This window comes from Cellulosilyticum sp., assembly GCF_982396655.1.
On record NZ_CEVXFV010000075.1, the window covers coordinates 1 to 16,933 of the forward strand.

Sequence of the window (16,933 nt, forward strand, 5' to 3'; positions counted from 1 at the left end):
TATTAACACTCCTAAGATGAAGGCTCTTAACTGTAAAAGGTTAGGGGTCTTTTTTGTTTAATATGACATATTGAATGAAAAATATAATTAATTTAAAATATTAATACATAAATAGGATATCATGAAGAAAATATGCAGTAAATGTGGAAAGAGAATTGAATATAACAAAACTTGTACTTGCAGAGCTAACATTACATATAACAGAAATATTTCACCTGAGAAACGTAAATTTTACTCATCATATGCTTGGCAGAAATTACGTAATAGAAAAGTAAAAGAGCATCCATATTGTGAGCGATGTTGGAGTAAGTGGAAAATCATTACTACTGAGAATTTACAAGGACATCACATAAAGTCATTTAAAGATTATCCAGAGTTAAGATTAGATGAGGATAATGTGGCTGTGTTGTGTAGAGTGTGTAACTTGCAGATTGGCGATAGTAGTTTGGTGGATTGGAATTAATAATATTGGATAAAGAACAGGAGAGGAATAATGAACATTAATAAAGATGATTATATTAGGTTTGATGAAACACGAAGTATGGTGGAACATACAATTAAAAATACTGGTAACTTGAAAAATACAAATTTAAAGGGGCCTTTAATAGTAGCGTTACAAAACCTAAGTGTAAAGTATAGGGATATTGGAATTGCTGAAATAGATAATAGTCCGATGTTAGTCTTAACAAGATTAGATCGCGCTGTGGCAATACTGAGATATCGTGACAATGAGCTAATGATTAGTGTGGATGAGAGAATGGTGAATAAAAAAGTTTATAGCACAGGTTGGACAGATGTTTTTTCTCCAGTGTCTTTAAACTTTAGAAGAAGAATGATTAGTAATGCTAAAAAGTATATTCAAAAAAAGTATCATAGTCAGTGTGATACTATTCCTACTAGTCCATATACATCATTAGTTTATAATTTTACTAATGTTGCCGATTTGGAAGATTGTTTGGAGTACTTGATAATTAATTATAGAAATACTTATTTTGATTATGTAAAAAAAGGCAGTTATGATAAATGTAATCATGCAAGTATCTTGTGCTCATTCTTAGCAATGACTAAGTAACCCCCTTACTAATTAAACTATAATATAAGCTTATACCTAAGACCACGTGCCCCCAACAAGAGACACAAAATGCCTAAAATGAAAATATTTATATAAAGGATGATAATGTGAAAAGTAAAAGAGTAATATTTAACGATTATATTACTGGTAGGAGAGAAGTACACGGATTTAATGATTTAAGACAGATACTAGATACGTATCAAAGTTCCCCACAGGCTCAACTCGCTGAAAGAAAACATAAGTTTATTAATCGTCAAGCAGGATTTGCTAGTCGGTATCCTAAGCTATTTCATTGTACGTCACAAGATGCATTGATTAGTATTATAAAGAGTAGAAGGTTTAGACTTTCTAATTTAGAAAATGTAAATGATTTAGAAGAAATAAAAAGAATAAATGACTTAAGATTAAGGGATAAAGTTTTTGTGGGGTGTTTTACATATGAACCTAAGATTAATCCTGCACATTGGCGTGAATATGCTAGGGGAAGTCAAATAAAGGATAGACCAAATGGAGTTTTATTTAGTGTACAGCAAAAATGGTTTTCAAAGAATATCATTAATGTATTTGATGCACAAGGAAAAGAACTGAATATAAAGGTTTATCCGTCAAGAGAAGAAATGCCATGCATACACGTAGGAGAAAATGCTAATAATGGACAATTTTATGTGACAAATAACGATTTTTTTGGAGTGCATTATAAACGGGGGGGACTTAAAGTAAACGAAATAGCAGATGATTATGATGTATCTGTATTTGAAATAGCTGGCATTATGAAAAATAAAGCAGGCAAATGTACAAGTAGAGATGGTAAAATATATCATAAAAAGTGGTATCAAGAAAAAGAGATTCGATTAAAGGTTATGATAAGTAAGGAACCATTTGTAGAAACAAAATTACCATTCTCAAGAATAGAAATACAATTAACAGATGATGCATTTAATGAATTTGACATTAGTTTTCAACCTAATACACTAGAAAATGAAAAAGAAGCATTTATTTATGAGTTAAGACAATTATTACCTGAAAGTAGGATACATATTTTTTAAGGAATACTATGAAATATTTTAAGGAGGTGACAATCATGGCTCGCCCAACGAAGAGCATAACAACAAGAACAGGACATATGAGTAAAAGTGAAATAGATGCAAGGATAGAATATGAAGCAAAACTTAGAGGTGAGTCTGATGATATCAGGCCACCTTCTTTTTTATCCAAAGAACAGGAAGAAAAGTTTGTGGCTATAGTAGATTACCTTAAGCCCTCAGGAATTTTGGGTAATATAGATGTTTATATTTTAGCTCAGGCAGCTATAAGTATAGATAGAATACAAGAATGTGAACGCCATATTAATGAGTTTGGTGTGGTTAATAATGAAGGTAAGCCAAGTGTATATTTGAAAGTTAAGGACTCCTACATGAAGGAGTTTTTTAGATTGTGTAATGAGCTGAGCTTAAGCCCACAAGCAAGAGCTAAACTAGCCAATATTAATGCAGGTGTGGAAAAAGAGCAACAAGATCCACTACTTAAGATTATTCAAGGAGGTGGTGGGTAATAGATTATAACAGCTTTAAAGAATCAAAAGCCTATCAGTATGCAGTAGATGTATTAGAGGGCAAATTTCCAACAAATAAATATATAAAAACGATATGTAAGAAGTTCCTTTATGAGATAGACTATCAGGAGGAGCTTCTTTATTATTTTGATTATGAAACAGCAGATAAAATTATTAATATCATGAAGTTAATTAACTTTGCTACTGGAGCTGTAGCAGGTCAATCACTATATGAGGCTTGTGTGGGCTACCAGTATTTTTTTATATTAAATATCTTTTGCTGGAAAAGGAAAGACAAGCCTGAAAAACGAAGATACGAAATTTGCTTACTATGGATAGCAAGAAAGAACTCAAAAAGCGTAAACAGTTCACTTATTATGATTTTGCTTATGTTATTAGAGCCAAAATATAGTGAATTTTATTTATGTGCTAATGTGAGGGATCAGGCAAAGATTGTATATAACGAAGCAAAGAAGTTAATAGAGTCATCACCTTTTATAAAGGATAAATTTGATATAAAAAGAGATGTGATTACTTGTAAACTTAATGAAAATACTTTAAGAGCATTATCTAGTGATGTAAATACAACAGATGGTAGAAGAGTTTCTGCAGCTTGCATAGATGAGGTAGGTGCTGCTAAAGATGGTGGGCTTATTGAGTCTATGACATCAGGGATGCTTTCAGTACAAAATAGGCTTTTAATATTAATTTCTACCAGTTATCCAAACACGCAAAATCCTTTCCTAGAATGGACAGATTACAGTAAGAAAGTAATTGATGGTGTGGTTGATGATGAAAAGTTATTTGCCATGCTGTATAGCCTAGATGAGAAAGATGAAATGGTAGTAGAGAATTTCATGAAAGCTAATCCTTTACAAAGTACTTTAGAGGATGGAAAGGAATACCTAGAAAGCGAATATCGCAAGGCACTTGAGATGGGTGGGGCAAAGTTAACTTCATTTAAATGTAAGCATCTAAACATCTGGTTAGATGGTGATGTTGGAGAGATTTATATTCCAACGAAAGAAGTAAAGAAGTGTAGACTACAAGAATCATTTGATTGGTGTGGTAGAGATGTTTACTTAGGCATTGATTTGGCTATGACAACGGATAACTGTGCAGTAGCGATGGTAACAGAGGAAGATGGCAAAGTATATGCTAATGTATGGGCATTTGTGCCTAATGATCGTATAGACGAAAAGACTCGAATAGAGAAGGTTGATTATAGGGCAATGATTAGAAATGGGAATTGCTTTGGGTGTGGTGAAAATGTCGTGGACTATGGGTTTATAGAAAGCTTCATCTTGGGTTTAGAGGATAAGTATGGTGTAAGAATAGTAGGGATAGCTTTTGATAGATATAACTGCCTGAGTACTGCACAGAAGCTTGAAAATAACGGTTATGAAACCACAGAACTTAAGCAACATTCAAGTGTATTACATAGCCCTACAAAGCTACTAGAAGAATTAGTTTTAACGCAGAAATTTGGTTACGAAAGTAATAGATTGCTAGAAATTAATTTTGCTAATGCTAGGTGTTTATATGATACAAACCTTAATAGGTATGTAAATAAAAAGAAGTCTACAGGTAAGATTGATATGGTCGCAGCACTTATTAATGCATTATATCTACAAGAACAAGAGATGTTGCAAGAAGATTTTGTGGTGCAAGTGTTTTAGCAAAAAGGAGGAAGAATGTATAAATTATATCAAGGTGATTGTTTGGAATTAATGAAAAATATTCCTGACGGAAGCATAGATATGATTTTATGTGATTTACCATATGGAACAACAGAATGTAAGTGGGATTCAATTATTCCATTAGATAAACTTTGGGAGCAATATATGCGAATTATTAAGGAGAATGGAGTGGTTGTATTAACATCAGCTCAGCCATTCACAACAAAGCTCATTGAAAGTAATATAAAGCATTATAAATATAATTGGTACTGGGTGAAAAATATAGTAACAGGTTTTTGTTTTGCAAAATATCAACCTATGCGAAAGGTTGAAGATGTTTGTGTATTTTATAAGAAGATGCCTAAGTACAATCCACAGGGATTAGTGGAAATAAAAAATCCAAAGCTGAAAGTAAGAAAGAAAATGGAGCGTAATGATTGGATTTACAGAGATACATTAAATGGCGAATTTACACCACAATGGACTAATTATCCTAATAATGTACTAGAATTTAAATCTGAACGTGGTTATCATCCTACGCAAAAACCAGTTTCATTATTTGAGTATTTGATAAAAACATATACAGACGAGGAAATGGTCGTATTAGATAACTGCATGGGATCAGGAACCACAGGCGTGGCTTGTGTAAATACAAATAGGCGTTTTATTGGTATGGAACTAGATGAAAAATACTTTAATATAGCAAAGCAAAGAATTGAGGCAGCAGTCTCTTTAGTCCAAGGTGAAGAAAAATGGGCTTAAGGGATTTTTTTATTAGGCAAAATAGAGAAATAATACCACAAGAGCTAGATTTATTATTAGAAGCAGAAGAACAAAAGTCACTTGCAGTAAATAGAGCACAAGCTATCAGTTTGCCTTCTGTGTACGCTAATGTGGAGCTTATAGCAAATACTATAGGTAACTTAGAAATCAAGCTATACAAAGAATATGAGGGCAGTGTGGAGGAAGTAAAAGGAGATAAAAGGACACTTCTTTTAAATGATGAGCCAAATGCCTTTATGACAGGTGATGAGCTTAAGAAAGCTATGGTCAGAGATTACCTTTTAGAAGGTGCTTGCTATGTTTATATTGAAGGGCAAGGCGTAAAAGCAGAAAAGAAACTGCACTATATTCCTACTGATAAGATTAGCTTATTGTTTGCACCAGGAGTCATATTGAAAGAGGTAACTTTACTTTTAGAAGGTATACCTTATGATATAAGTCATTTTATGATATGTACTAAAAATAGCATTAATGGTGTAGAAGGAAGAGGAATTGTAGCCGAGTGTAACGATATCCTAAAACAAGCTTTAGATAATATGGAGTATACCACAAGGACTATGAGTAATGGTGGTGTAAAGCGTGGGGTTTTACAAAGTACTAGACGTTTAACAGCAGAGGCGATTGCAGAGCTTAAGAAGGCATGGAAAAGGCTTTATGAGAAAAATAATGATTGTATTGTTTTAAATGAAGGTATTACATATCATGAATTACAACAGACAGGACAAGAAATGCAGATGATAGAATCCAAGTCAGCTATTGATACAGATATTTGTAGATTGTTTAATGTGCCTGTAAATATGTTTGATTCAAGCATACCGAGTGAGGTGTGGGATTCATTTGTAAAGTTAGCAATTATGCCTATACTTAATAAGTTCGAGAAGGTTTTAAATAAATGCTTGTTAGATACAGAAGAAAAGGATAAGTATTATTTTGCGTTTGATACTAAAAAGCTCAATAAGGGTGATATTGAAAAGCGATTTAAAGCTTATGAAATAGCCCTTAAGAATGGTTTTATGACACCTTCTGAGGTACGCTTTGAGGAAGATTTAAATGAAATTGAGACTTTAAACTTTGTGAAGCTTAATCTTGGTGATGTTTTGATGGATATTGCATCAGGAAGCATCTATACGCCTAATACAAACACCAAAGTTACGCATGATGGTGTAGAAATGAATCAATCTAGTGTGAATATGCATCAAAATGGTGCAAAGATGAATCAAGAAAACATTAATATAAAGCAAAAAGATGTAAGTATGCACCAAAATGCACCAAAATGATGCAATAAGACGTAAAAGTGGTGAAGGGAGGTGGAAAGTGGTGCAAATTGAAGTAAGAAATGATGGTACATTAGAAATAAGTGGCTATGTGAATGCCGTGGATCGTTATTCTAAAGAGCTTTATTCAGAAAGAGGAAAGTTCATTGAAAAAGTAGAACCACAAGTATTTCAAAGGGCTTTAGAAAGAGCAGATAATGTAGATATGCTTTTAAACCATGATGTAAGGCATAAGCTAGCAAGTACAATCAATGAAACACTAGAGCTTAGAGAAGATAATATAGGCTTATTTGCAAGAGCTGTAATTAATGATAAAGAGGTTATTAAAGAAGCTCAGCAAGGCAATTTAAAAGGATGGTCATTTGGGTTTAGGACTTTAAATGATACATGGGAAGAAAATGAGCCTATTGCAAAGCGTACTTTAGAAGATATTGAACTTATAGAAGTATCGTTATTGACTATTGAACCAGCCTATATTGCAACCTCAGTACAAGTAAGGGCAGAAGGCATAGAGCAAAGAAGTAGACCTGATGAACAGGAAGAAGAGCCAATTTTTAATGAAGCTTATGAGAAACAGAAACACCTAATAGATGCATGGGTGTGGTTAATGAAAAACAAAACTCCTTAAGGGAGTTATTTTTATGCCTAAATTTAAGGACTAGAAAGGACGACTAGATGAAATTATTACTAGAAAAAAGAAGTAAACTTATTGAAAAGATTGAAGCATTAGTAGGAAAGGTAGAGCAAGAAACTAGAGCCTTTTCTAATGAGGAGCTTAATGAAGTAAATGCGTATAAAGAACAAATTAAACAGATTGATGAAACAATTAGAGCTAAAGAAGAAGCTAGAAACTTAATGACAACGATTAAAAAGCCAGCTTCATCTACTGAGCCAGTAAAACAAATTAGATCTATTTCAGAAGAAATTAGAAGCCTTAGAGCAGATGCAGAGCTAGAGATTGGTAATAGAGAATTAAGAGATGCAACGCATACTTTTTCATCAGATGCTATTGGAGCAAGTAATGCGGCTACAGAGAATATTGCTAAGACAACTTTTGGAGATTACATTTTAGATAAATTGGCTTATGTATCTCCTTTATATGGAGCAGTAAGACATGAACGCTTTGGGAATAGTAAGCATCAAATCCCTGTACAAGCTAATAAGCTAGGAAAATTTGTACCAATGCATGAGCTTGCAGAGTACAGCAAGCAAACAGCCAACTTTAAGCCTATTAAATTAGAAGCACATAAGTTTGGTACATTGATTTCATTCTCACAAGAAGCATTAGAGGATACAGGTTATAACTTAGAAAGCGAATTACTTAGACAGTTAGCAGAATCATATAGCATGACTTTAGATGAATTAATTGTAAAAGGAAATGAAGAATATGGTGTACAAGGATTAAATAGTTTTAGTACAGAAGATGGTGTAAAAGAAGTAACACTACCTACACAATTAACACCTGAGACATTAACAGAACTTTATTTTGCATTACCTATTCGATATAGAAATACAGCAACTTGGGTGATTTCAGACCAAACAGCTAGAGCATTAACAGATATGAAGTTTACAGATGGCAAGCCTGTATTAGTAACTTCTTATAATGGCTCACCAGTAGGAATGCAAACAACTATTTTAGGTAGACCAGTTATTATTAATGAACATATTGCAGAGCTAAATGATACAGGAACAGCCATTTATTTTGGTGATTTAGGTCGAGCACTTATTGTAGGGGAAAGAAAATCCTTATCACTTCAAAAGTCTACAGAATATGGTTTTGCTAATGATGAAATTGCTATTAAAGCAAATATGCGATTAGATATTAAAAAAGCATTAGGGGAAGCAATGGTCATTGGGAAAGCTACAGGTGTGGGTAAAACAACTAGGAGTAAAGCAGCTTAATGAAGTTATCAGAGATTGATGTACCTTTTGTAAAAGAGTATCTAAGACAAGATAGTGATGAAGATGATATGCTCATTGGAGTTATTTTAGAAGGGGCTAAGGACTATATAGTTAAATACACAGGGCAGAGCTTAGAACAGTTAGATGATAGTGAAGATTTAACTATTGCAGTACTTGTATTAGTGGCTGAGTTTTATGATAATAGGACTATTTCTGTTAATGAGAGGGTTAATTTGAGGATTAATAGTATGTTGGAGTCTTTATTGGGAAGATATAGTTTAAATTTGTTGTAGGATTATTTTGAATTATATATAATATACTTAAGGGGGGATTAATGATGAGTGAATTATGTAACTTTATTGAAAAAAACATAGTTACAATTATAGGCCTAGCATTAACATATTTAGGTTTAAAGAAAAACTTTATAGATAATTTTAAATTACAAAGAACAGAAAATCAGTTGGATAAAATAAATAGTTTGTCTATGAAAATTCAAGGGTGTATTGATAAATCCATTAGAGAACCAATATTGTTTAAAGAGGCATTTGATGAGATTGGTCAAGACATTGTATGTTATGGGTCTAAAAAAAGTTTATCAATATTTATATTTTTAAAGGAATATGTTGTAGAACATGATAGTGCAGGAATACTCCATATTTTTGTTTACTTAAGTTTGTTATTAGCCCAGGTGAGGCAAGATACTATTGGTGAAGTCGTTAATCCTGAGTTGTTAATTAAAATGCAATTACAACTTGGAGACCAATATAACTAGGAAAGGGAAAAAATTAAGGAAATTAATAATTGTGCAGTAAAGCAATTAAAATTAGATAGGAGATTTTTAATTAAATAGAGGGTGATATAAATACATTTTGACAGTGGAAAACTAAATAAGAGAATAACATTTATATTCTATTCAGAGGTAGAAAATGAAATAGGACAACTTATACAACAGCCCATACAAATCAAAAAGGTGTGGGCATTTTTAGAACCTCTTAGGGGTTATCAGCAAACAGAAGCACAAAGATTAAGTAGTGAAACGACCTATAAAATCTTAACACGTTATCATAAAGGTATTAATCAAGATATGCTTATTAATTATGAAGGCAAAAAAATTTATATTCATCAAGTCTTAGATGTTGAAGAACGTCATGCTTATATGGAGATAACAGCAACTTGGAAAGGTGAAATGTGGGAAGATGAGTAGTAGCTTTACGACCAAAGGTTTAGATACTTTAGAGAAAAAATTAGGTTATGTAGCAGAGCATTATCCGTTTGAATCAGAAATACTGCTTACTAGAATGGGAAATAACTTTAGAAAAGCAGTTAAAGCAAAAACTCCTGATAGTGGAGAAGATAGCAAAAGGAAGCTTATGAAGTCTTATAAGGTAAGTAAGGTTCAAGGTACAGGAAAAGACCTTTATGTAGAATTTAGATCTACCTCACCTCACTTTCATTTAGTAGAACGAGGGCATGAAATTGTAAAAAGAAATGGTGAAGCTACAGGTATGAGAAGAGCAGGAAAGTTTATGGTAGAACAAACAGCTCTTGAATATCAAAAAGAGTTTCCTAAAGAGGTAGAGCGTACGGTAAATAGATTAATAAAAGGACTTAAATAAATGGTTTTATATCAAGATATTGCAAAGGCAGTAACAACGGTTATTAAGGGAGCATTTCCTAATGTACCTATATATGGTGATGAAGTTAAAGAGGGTTATAAGAAGCCTTCTTTTTTTGTGGGCATTTTGCCAGTAAGTAGTATTAACCACACTAAAAGCATCAAAGAAGAGCAGCTACTTATTACAATAAGTTATTTTTCCAATACGACAGATACCTTAAAGAATTATAGTGTCATGCAAGAGCTAAAAGTAGCGTTTGGACAGGTATTAGGTGTGGATAATAGAAAGTTTACCATCCAAGAAACCAATACACAGAAAGTAGGAGAGGAGGGTGATATTTATCAATTTACTTTTGATATTAACTATTATGAGTTGACTTGTAATGAGTCTGACAGCGTATTAGCAGGAAAAATTATTTATAAAGAGAAGGGAAGTGACTAATGGGTTTACCATCAGTAATTATTAATTTTAAGGAAACAGGTGGCACAGCTATTAAAAGAGGAGAACGAGGCATTGTGGCGCTGGTATTAAAGGATGGTGTGGATGAAATAGAAAGCCATGGGGTATTAAGTGCCTCAGAGATTCCAAAGGATTTAAAGGAGTTTAATAAAGAACAAGTAGAATTAGCTTTAATGGGTTATCAGACACCACCTAAAAAAGTATTAATTGTGGTGATGCCACAGGAAGAAACAGGTTATAGTGAAGTTATGAAATATCTTGAATGTTTAAGATGGGATTACTTAGCTATTCCTGAGATTGAAGAAGAGAATGTAAATAGTATTTCGAGTTGGGTTAAGTCATTAGATAAGAAAGTAAAAGCAGTATTACCAAATTGCAAAGGAGACCATGAAAGTATTATTAACTTTACAAGTAATAATATTGTGACCAATACAAGGACATATACCACAGCAGAATATTGCAGTAGAATAGCAGGTCTTTTAGCAGGTACACCTATGACTATTTCAGCAACCTATGCACCATTAAATGAGGTAGTAGATTTTGATAAGCTAACTAAAACAGAAATGGATGTAGCTATTAATAAAGGTGAGTTAGTACTTTATCATGATGGAGAAAAAGTTAAAGTAGCAAGAGCGGTAAATAGCTTTGTAACAACTACCCAAGATAAGGGAGAATCATTTAAAAAGATTAAGATTGTAGATGCTATGCACATGATACATGATGATATTAAAAAGACTACAGAAGATAGCTATTTAGGAAAGTATGCAAATAGTTATGATAATAAATGCTTACTAATTACAGCTATTCAAGCTTATTTAGATCAATTAGTGCTAGAGGGTATTTTAGATAATAGCTATGCCAATAAAGTATATATTGATGTGGAAGGACAAACAGCCTATTTAAAATCAATAGGTGTGGATGTGGAGAGCTTATCAGAGAGAGAGATTAAGGAGTACAATACTAAAGATAAGGTATTTTTAGCATCTAATATTAAAATACTTGATGCGATTGAAGATATTACTTTAGATATAGCGATTTAAGGCGTACTGTTTTATAATATATCCAACAGGAGGGGATATGTATGAAGTGGTTTGCGATTTTACTAGGTTTAGTATGTATTATTTGGGAGATAGTATTTTTACCTAAAGTAATAGAGAAGAATATCAGAAAAGAAGTTAAAGATATTAATGGTGTGGTAATTAGTATTAAGAGCATAGGAAGAAGAGAAGCTATGTATTTAGTCGAGTATAAAATAGGGGAAGAACTAATTCGAAATAATGTAAGATGTAATTGGATGGGTAAAATCGAGGAATGGATATAAAGGCACATAGTGTCTTTTTTTATACCCCAAATTAAAGGAGGAATGGATGGATAAATTTTCAGCACACCAAGTGATTAATGGCACTTGGGGAGAAGTATGGATTGATGGTACTTATATGGCAGAGGTGACAGCCTTTGAAGCAAAAGTAACATTAGAGAAAACAGATGTAAATATGACAAGGCGACTTGCAAAAGCTCAGAAGGTAATAGGCTTTTCTTGTTCAGGTCAAATTACGTTAAATAAAGTATCATCTTATTTTATTAAGAAACTAAGTGATGATATGAAAGCAGGAAGACAAACAGTTTGTACAATCATTAGTAAGTTAGATGATCCAGACGCACAAGGAGCTGAGCGTGTGGTAATTAAAGATGCAGTTTTTGATGAGCTAACACTCGCAAACTGGTCAGCAAAGACATTAGGTGAAGAACAAGTAAGTTTTACATTTAGTGATTGGGATTTGTTAGATACTATTTAAGACAGAAGAGGAGAAACATATGAGTTTAATTGATAAGTTATTACAAATGGATAAATCAAAATTAATGGAAATGCCTACAAAGGAAGTAGAGTTTGAAAGATTAACGAAGTTATTAGGTGAGCCTTTTAATGTAAAATGTAAGGCCATTGATGGTGAGAGATATGCAGATATTCAAAGGTCAGCAGTAGATTTAAATAAAAAAGGTGGCTTAAGAGATATTAATCTTTTTGAAATGCAGGTGCTTACAGTAATTGATGGTGTGATAGAACCTAGCTTAAAGGATAAAAGATTATTAGCTTACTTTGGATGTGCGACACCTAAGGAGTTAGTTAAAAAGCTATTTTTAGCAGGTGAGATTGCAGAGCTATCTAGTGTGATTACTGAGTTATCAGGCTATGATAAGGACGAGGATGAAGAAGAGTTAAAAAAGCAATAGAAGAAAGCTATGAAATGCAAGTTATGTATTTACTCTTTAAATATAAAAATATGAAGCCTTCGGAGTTTTATTGGCTACCAGTGGGCGAAAAGAAAATATTAGGGTATTTTATAAAAAGAGAGCTAGAAGAGCGACAAAAGGAAATGCAACAGATGTATGGGGGTGATACCTCATAGCAAAGATTATTGATGCAATTTTAAAGCTAACGGATAATTTTACGCCTACATTAACTAAAGCACAGCATGAGCTTGTGAAGTATTCAAAGCAAGTACAAAGGGTAGGTAAAGACATACAAAAAACAGGGGAAAATATTGAGAAGGTAGGCACTAAACTATCTATTGGTATTACTGCCCCTTTAACAGCTCTTGGAACGATGGCAATTTCTACAGCAAATAGTTTTGAAGATGCTATGGCTAAAGTAAGTACGATTGCAGATACAAGTAGTAAATCAATGGTAGTACTTAAAGAGGAAATATTAGCATTATCCAATAATACGGGAATAGCTTTTACAGAACTTGCAGAAGCACAATATCAAGCAATATCAGCAGGTGTGGATACAGCTGAATCTGTTAAGTTTGTAGAAACTGCAGTAAAGGCAGCTAAAGGTGGTTTTACAGATACTACAACAGCTATTGATGGCTTAACCACCGTATTAAATGCGTATGGTATGACAGCAGATAAAGTAACAGATATATCTAATCAAATGATGTTAGCACAGAACTTTGGTAAAACTTCTTTTGGAGAAATGGCACAAAGTTTAGGGAATGTTATCCCAACAGCAGCACAATTAGGTGTAACTACTGAGGAGTTATTTAGTTCTATTGCCACATTAACTAAACAAGGTATTGGAACAAGTGAAGCTATTACAGGTTTAAAGGCAGCTATGTCCAATATTATTAAACCTTCAACAGAGGCAGTTAAGTTAGCTGACCAATTAGGGATTAGCTTTAACTCGGCTCATTTAGAGTCTGTAGGATTTGCCACATTTATGAAAGAGATTGCAGAGGCTACAGGTGGCAGTACAGAAATGATGGGGAAACTATTTGGTTCAACAGAAGCTCTTAATACTATGTTAGTTTTAACAGGAAAAGGTGCAAGTGACTTTGAAAATGTTTTATCCCAAATGAGCCAAACTACAGGGCTTACAGAAAGTGCTTTTGAGGCCATGCAAACACCAAGTCAACGTTTTAATATAGCTCTAAATAAGATTAAAAATAGTATGATTCAATTTGGTGAGCTATTACTTCCGGTGTTTAAGAAGGTAACAGACACAATAGGTAAGGTGGGAGATGCTTTAAATAACTTAACACCTGAGCAAGCTCAAAGCATTATAAAATTTGGATTGATGACAGCTAGTATAGGGCCGGTTATAAAAATATTTGGAAAGCTAGTAAGTAGTGTAGGTAAAGCTACCACATCTGTTGGAAAGTTAGGTGTAACTATTAAAGGACTTAAGAGCATGAAGGATGTAATGAAGCTTGTGTTTTCTCCTGCAAATAAAGTAGTTTTAGTGATGACAGCTATTGCATTAGTAGCAGGGCTCATTATTAAATACTGGCAACCTTTAAAAACATTTTTTATAGGATGCTTTAATAAGATTAAGGAATTGGCTTTAAGTTGTGGTTTAGATATTGAACAGCTCAAAGAAGTATTTAATAAAGCTAAGGAAGGAATAAGCACAGCTATTCAAGGGATAATAAGCCTCGTGCAGTGGCTATGGCAAATGATTCAGCCGGTAATATCAATGGTAGTGGAATATATCAAAATTAGTTGTTCGGCTTGGATAGGTGCTTTCAAGGGAGTACTTACAGGGGTAGCAACAGTTATTAATGGTGTGGTTGAAGTACTAGGTGGTATTATAGAGTTCATTGTGGGTGTGTTTACTCTAAATTGGCAGAATGCATGGCAAGGTGTGGTTAATATCTTTACAGGAATTTTTAGGAGTATTACAGGAGTATGCAAGAGCGTTATGAATGGGATTATAGGCTTTATTAATGGTGCAATTAGTGGCATCAATAGGCTAGGTTCGTTTAAAATGCCTGAGTGGTTAGGTGGCAAACAAATAGGAATTAATATCCCACAAATACCAATGCTTTATAAAGGCACAGATAACTGGCAAGGTGGTACAGCAATGATTCATGATAGGGGTGCAGAGATTGTAGACTTGCCAAGAGGAACAAGAGTATATCCACATGATGAAAGTATTAAAAAGGCCTTTAATGATGGTGCTAGAAGTAGTGGTGGTGTAAGTATAGCAAAACTAGCAGATACCATTGTAGTAAGAGAAGATGCAGATATAGATAAAATTGCAAATGCACTTTATAATAAACTTAAAAAGCATGCATTGAATATAGCTTAAGAGAGTAGGAGCGTTATGAAAGTAGAAATAAGACAATATAAATATAAGTGCTGTAAGTGCAATTATTGCGAGTGGATTCCAGAGGAAGTAATAGGTGAATTTGCTGATATAGATATGTATTGCAATGGTAAAAGTAAAATGCCTATTTTAGAGTGTCCATATTGTAATGGTAATTTTAAATATGATAATGAAGTAGCAGTGCATACGTTTGAAGAAGAAAATGATGACAGTTTACTATTTTAATATAAATAGGAGGTAAGATTGGATTATTATTTATCATTTAACAATAATGAAGAAAGGATAAGGCTGCCAGTCCTTCCTTCTTCTTTTGAGGTAACTGTGCCTCATCAAAATACAACAGTAAATATTACTAATTTAGGTGAGATTAATTTAATAGGTAAAACAGGACTTATAAATATGAATATAGAGGGCTTCTTTCCTAATCAAGAGTATCCATTTTGTTTGTATACTAGCTTCTCTAAGCCTTATGAATATATCAAGCAACTTCTTAAGTGGAAGAACTCAGGAAAGCCCATAAGGGTGATTGTGACAAACACACCTATTAATTATGCTATGGCAATAGAAAGCCTTACATATTCAGAAGTAGATGGCACTGGTGATGTTTATTTTAGTCTAGAGCTTAAAGAGTATAAGTTTATTTCAACTACAAAACAAACAACTACAACTTCTAATGGTACAATATTAACCACACCAAATACTACTAGACAAGTAAAGTCTCCTTCTGACACCTATGCGGTCAAAAAAGGAGATACTTTATGGCTTATAGCAAAGAAAGTTACAGGTGATGGCTCTAATTACAAAGCTATTGCAGCTAAGAATAATATTACTGACCCTAATAAAATCTATGTAGGACAAAAGTTGGTGATATAATGCCAAAGGTAATATTAAAGAATAAAACAGATAATATTGATGTCACCAATATGATTAATGAGATAGTGTGGGGTGGCAGCACATCAGAAATAGCAAGGACTTTACAGCTAAATTTCTTATATCCATTACATGATACATATGCACCTAAGATTTATCCCAATATAGGTGATGGAATGTATTTATATAATGATAATGAAAAAGAGTTATTTAGAGGTAGGGTCTTTTATAATGAGCGATTTGGAGAACAAGGTACTATACAAATTACTTGTTATGATGATGCTATTAGGTTAAGTAAAAGCAAGGGCACATATAATTTTAAGAATAAAACAGCAGAAGCTATTACAACGACAGTATGTAATGATTTAGGAATAGAAGTGGGAGCACTTGCTAAAACAGGAATACCACAAAAACTATTATGTAGTAGTATGGGGATGTATGAAATTATAAAGACAGCTTATGATGGAGCCAGTAGTCAAAATGGTAAGAAGTATTATATTACAATGCGAAAAGGTAAGTTATGTGTGGATCAAGTCGGTAATGAAGTTGTTGACTACACTTTGCGAGCAGATACAAATATAGTCGAAAGTTCATATTCTGAGAATGCAGAGGGTGTGGTCAATAAGGTTAAGATTTATGATGAAAATGATCAGTACTTAGGTATAGTACAAAATGATGAACTCATAGATTTAGTGGGTACATTCCAAGAGGTATATATTAAGGAAGATAATAAACAGGCAAGAACTGTGGCTCAAAGTATGTTGCAAGGTATATCACAGGAAATAAGTGTTACAGTTAGAGGCGACACAAGTTGTATAAGTGGAAGGACTATTAAAATTGAGGACTCATTAACTAAGTTAGTGGGTTCTTTTTATATTGAGTCAGATGAACATGAGTGGAGTGGTGGGCGGTATAAAACTAACATAATACTAGTAGCTGAAAGAGTATAGTAAAACATGGCTATGTTAGACAAATTCGTTGATACAGAAATATAAGAATAGGCTAAACATAGCCCCACATAACAATATGATATAACGGAACAATAAATTTCGGATTATGCTACGGGTCTATAAATAATTTTGTGTATTCTCTTTCTAATGGCAATCGATTTTTAAAT

23 protein-coding genes are annotated in these 16,933 nt (G+C 33.1%); all 23 read left to right on the forward strand.

What is annotated here, in order from left to right; genetic code table 11:
- The first annotated feature begins 121 nt into the window (after positions 1–121).
- The 23 genes from AC1VAQ_RS19405 to AC1VAQ_RS19515 all read left to right on the forward strand — a co-directional run bounded on the left by AC1VAQ_RS19405 (position 122) and on the right by AC1VAQ_RS19515 (position 16,766).
- A complete protein-coding gene (locus AC1VAQ_RS19405) occupies positions 122–463 on the forward strand; it encodes an HNH endonuclease (protein ID WP_479904420.1) in 342 nt (113 codons plus the stop codon).
- A 30-nt stretch (positions 464–493) separates the two neighbouring features.
- Positions 494–1,072, forward strand: coding sequence for a hypothetical protein (locus AC1VAQ_RS19410; RefSeq protein ID WP_479904421.1), 579 nt, complete (start codon positions 494–496; stop codon positions 1,070–1,072).
- Between the two features lie 107 nt (positions 1,073–1,179).
- Positions 1,180–2,118, forward strand: a complete 939-nt coding sequence (locus AC1VAQ_RS19415) for a hypothetical protein (RefSeq protein ID WP_479904422.1) — start codon at positions 1,180–1,182, stop codon at positions 2,116–2,118.
- Positions 2,119–2,153: 35 nt separating this feature from the next.
- Positions 2,154–2,624, forward strand: coding sequence for a phage terminase small subunit P27 family (locus AC1VAQ_RS19420; RefSeq protein WP_479904423.1), 471 nt, complete (start codon positions 2,154–2,156; stop codon positions 2,622–2,624).
- A gap of 182 nt (positions 2,625–2,806) precedes the next feature.
- Complete coding sequence (locus AC1VAQ_RS19425; RefSeq protein ID WP_479904424.1) at positions 2,807–4,303, forward strand: terminase large subunit; 1,497 nt, start codon at positions 2,807–2,809, stop codon at positions 4,301–4,303.
- 15 nt (positions 4,304–4,318) lie between these two features.
- Entirely contained in the window at positions 4,319–5,065 is a 747-nt protein-coding gene (locus AC1VAQ_RS19430) for a DNA-methyltransferase (RefSeq protein WP_479904425.1), read from the forward strand.
- Positions 5,056–6,363, forward strand: a complete 1,308-nt coding sequence (locus AC1VAQ_RS19435; RefSeq protein WP_479904426.1) for a phage portal protein — start codon at positions 5,056–5,058, stop codon at positions 6,361–6,363. The genes AC1VAQ_RS19430 and AC1VAQ_RS19435 overlap by 10 nt, the downstream gene beginning before the upstream one ends.
- A gap of 37 nt (positions 6,364–6,400) precedes the next feature.
- Entirely contained in the window at positions 6,401–6,988 is a 588-nt protein-coding gene (locus tag AC1VAQ_RS19440; RefSeq protein WP_479904427.1) for an HK97 family phage prohead protease, read from the forward strand.
- A gap of 47 nt (positions 6,989–7,035) precedes the next feature.
- The gene (locus AC1VAQ_RS19445; protein WP_479904428.1) at positions 7,036–8,262 is read left to right on the forward strand and encodes a phage major capsid protein; all 1,227 of its coding nucleotides are present in this window, start codon (positions 7,036–7,038) and stop codon (positions 8,260–8,262) included.
- Positions 8,262–8,555, forward strand: coding sequence for a head-tail connector protein (locus AC1VAQ_RS19450; RefSeq protein WP_302599020.1), 294 nt, complete (start codon positions 8,262–8,264; stop codon positions 8,553–8,555). The genes AC1VAQ_RS19445 and AC1VAQ_RS19450 overlap by 1 nt, the downstream gene beginning before the upstream one ends.
- 44 nt (positions 8,556–8,599) lie before the next feature.
- Positions 8,600–9,034 carry a hypothetical protein gene (locus AC1VAQ_RS19455; protein ID WP_479904429.1) on the forward strand — a complete coding sequence of 145 codons (435 nt, stop codon included), beginning with the start codon at positions 8,600–8,602 and terminating at the stop codon, positions 9,032–9,034.
- A gap of 90 nt (positions 9,035–9,124) precedes the next feature.
- Positions 9,125–9,466, forward strand: coding sequence for a phage head closure protein (locus tag AC1VAQ_RS19460; protein ID WP_302599048.1), 342 nt, complete (start codon positions 9,125–9,127; stop codon positions 9,464–9,466).
- Complete coding sequence (locus tag AC1VAQ_RS19465) at positions 9,459–9,878, forward strand: HK97 gp10 family phage protein (protein ID WP_302599018.1); 420 nt, start codon at positions 9,459–9,461, stop codon at positions 9,876–9,878. The genes AC1VAQ_RS19460 and AC1VAQ_RS19465 overlap by 8 nt, the downstream gene beginning before the upstream one ends.
- The gene (locus AC1VAQ_RS19470; RefSeq protein WP_302599017.1) at positions 9,879–10,319 is read left to right on the forward strand and encodes a phage tail terminator family protein; all 441 of its coding nucleotides are present in this window, start codon (positions 9,879–9,881) and stop codon (positions 10,317–10,319) included.
- A complete protein-coding gene (locus AC1VAQ_RS19475) occupies positions 10,319–11,377 on the forward strand; it encodes a phage tail sheath C-terminal domain-containing protein (RefSeq protein WP_302599014.1) in 1,059 nt (352 codons plus the stop codon). Before AC1VAQ_RS19470 ends, AC1VAQ_RS19475 begins: the two co-directional genes overlap by 1 nt.
- A gap of 41 nt (positions 11,378–11,418) precedes the next feature.
- Entirely contained in the window at positions 11,419–11,658 is a 240-nt protein-coding gene (locus AC1VAQ_RS19480; protein ID WP_302599013.1) for a hypothetical protein, read from the forward strand.
- Positions 11,659–11,704: 46 nt separating this feature from the next.
- Positions 11,705–12,133 carry a phage tail tube protein gene (locus AC1VAQ_RS19485; protein WP_302599012.1) on the forward strand — a complete coding sequence of 143 codons (429 nt, stop codon included), beginning with the start codon at positions 11,705–11,707 and terminating at the stop codon, positions 12,131–12,133.
- Positions 12,134–12,152: 19 nt separating this feature from the next.
- The gene (locus AC1VAQ_RS19490) at positions 12,153–12,569 is read left to right on the forward strand and encodes a phage tail assembly chaperone (protein WP_302599011.1); all 417 of its coding nucleotides are present in this window, start codon (positions 12,153–12,155) and stop codon (positions 12,567–12,569) included.
- 50 nt (positions 12,570–12,619) lie between these two features.
- Positions 12,620–12,745, forward strand: coding sequence for a hypothetical protein (locus AC1VAQ_RS19495; protein ID WP_479904430.1), 126 nt, complete (start codon positions 12,620–12,622; stop codon positions 12,743–12,745).
- Between the two features lie 74 nt (positions 12,746–12,819).
- Positions 12,820–14,928, forward strand: coding sequence for a phage tail tape measure protein (locus tag AC1VAQ_RS19500; protein ID WP_302599010.1), 2,109 nt, complete (start codon positions 12,820–12,822; stop codon positions 14,926–14,928).
- Between the two features lie 15 nt (positions 14,929–14,943).
- The gene (locus AC1VAQ_RS19505) at positions 14,944–15,171 is read left to right on the forward strand and encodes a hypothetical protein (RefSeq protein ID WP_302599009.1); all 228 of its coding nucleotides are present in this window, start codon (positions 14,944–14,946) and stop codon (positions 15,169–15,171) included.
- 18 nt (positions 15,172–15,189) lie between these two features.
- Positions 15,190–15,819, forward strand: coding sequence for a LysM peptidoglycan-binding domain-containing protein (locus tag AC1VAQ_RS19510; RefSeq protein WP_302599007.1), 630 nt, complete (start codon positions 15,190–15,192; stop codon positions 15,817–15,819).
- Positions 15,819–16,766, forward strand: coding sequence for an XkdQ/YqbQ family protein (locus AC1VAQ_RS19515; RefSeq protein ID WP_302599006.1), 948 nt, complete (start codon positions 15,819–15,821; stop codon positions 16,764–16,766). Before AC1VAQ_RS19510 ends, AC1VAQ_RS19515 begins: the two co-directional genes overlap by 1 nt.
- Positions 16,767–16,933 lie beyond the last annotated feature (167 nt).

Bases quoted from the DNA above. Each gene is read 5' to 3' on its own strand.
- AC1VAQ_RS19505 (WP_302599009.1), top strand. From the start codon at position 14,944: ATGAAAGTAGAAATAAGACAATATAAATATAAGTGCTGTAAGTGCAAT.
- AC1VAQ_RS19455 (WP_479904429.1), top strand. From the start codon at position 8,600: ATGAGTGAATTATGTAACTTTATTGAAAAAAACATAGTTACAATTATA.
- AC1VAQ_RS19490 (WP_302599011.1), top strand. From the start codon at position 12,153: ATGAGTTTAATTGATAAGTTATTACAAATGGATAAATCAAAATTAATG.
- AC1VAQ_RS19410 (WP_479904421.1), top strand. From the start codon at position 494: ATGAACATTAATAAAGATGATTATATTAGGTTTGATGAAACACGAAGT.
- AC1VAQ_RS19420 (WP_479904423.1), top strand. From the start codon at position 2,154: ATGGCTCGCCCAACGAAGAGCATAACAACAAGAACAGGACATATGAGT.
- AC1VAQ_RS19480 (WP_302599013.1), top strand. From the start codon at position 11,419: ATGAAGTGGTTTGCGATTTTACTAGGTTTAGTATGTATTATTTGGGAG.
- AC1VAQ_RS19450 (WP_302599020.1), top strand. From the start codon at position 8,262: ATGAAGTTATCAGAGATTGATGTACCTTTTGTAAAAGAGTATCTAAGA.
- AC1VAQ_RS19435 (WP_479904426.1), top strand. From the start codon at position 5,056: ATGGGCTTAAGGGATTTTTTTATTAGGCAAAATAGAGAAATAATACCA.
- AC1VAQ_RS19470 (WP_302599017.1), top strand. From the start codon at position 9,879: ATGGTTTTATATCAAGATATTGCAAAGGCAGTAACAACGGTTATTAAG.
- AC1VAQ_RS19475 (WP_302599014.1), top strand. From the start codon at position 10,319: ATGGGTTTACCATCAGTAATTATTAATTTTAAGGAAACAGGTGGCACA.
- AC1VAQ_RS19485 (WP_302599012.1), top strand. From the start codon at position 11,705: ATGGATAAATTTTCAGCACACCAAGTGATTAATGGCACTTGGGGAGAA.
- AC1VAQ_RS19405 (WP_479904420.1), top strand. From the start codon at position 122: ATGAAGAAAATATGCAGTAAATGTGGAAAGAGAATTGAATATAACAAA.
- AC1VAQ_RS19430 (WP_479904425.1), top strand. From the start codon at position 4,319: ATGTATAAATTATATCAAGGTGATTGTTTGGAATTAATGAAAAATATT.
- AC1VAQ_RS19445 (WP_479904428.1), top strand. From the start codon at position 7,036: ATGAAATTATTACTAGAAAAAAGAAGTAAACTTATTGAAAAGATTGAA.
- AC1VAQ_RS19465 (WP_302599018.1), top strand. From the start codon at position 9,459: ATGAGTAGTAGCTTTACGACCAAAGGTTTAGATACTTTAGAGAAAAAA.
- AC1VAQ_RS19425 (WP_479904424.1), top strand. From the start codon at position 2,807: ATGAAGTTAATTAACTTTGCTACTGGAGCTGTAGCAGGTCAATCACTA.
- AC1VAQ_RS19515 (WP_302599006.1), top strand. From the start codon at position 15,819: ATGCCAAAGGTAATATTAAAGAATAAAACAGATAATATTGATGTCACC.
- AC1VAQ_RS19495 (WP_479904430.1), top strand. From the start codon at position 12,620: ATGAAGCCTTCGGAGTTTTATTGGCTACCAGTGGGCGAAAAGAAAATA.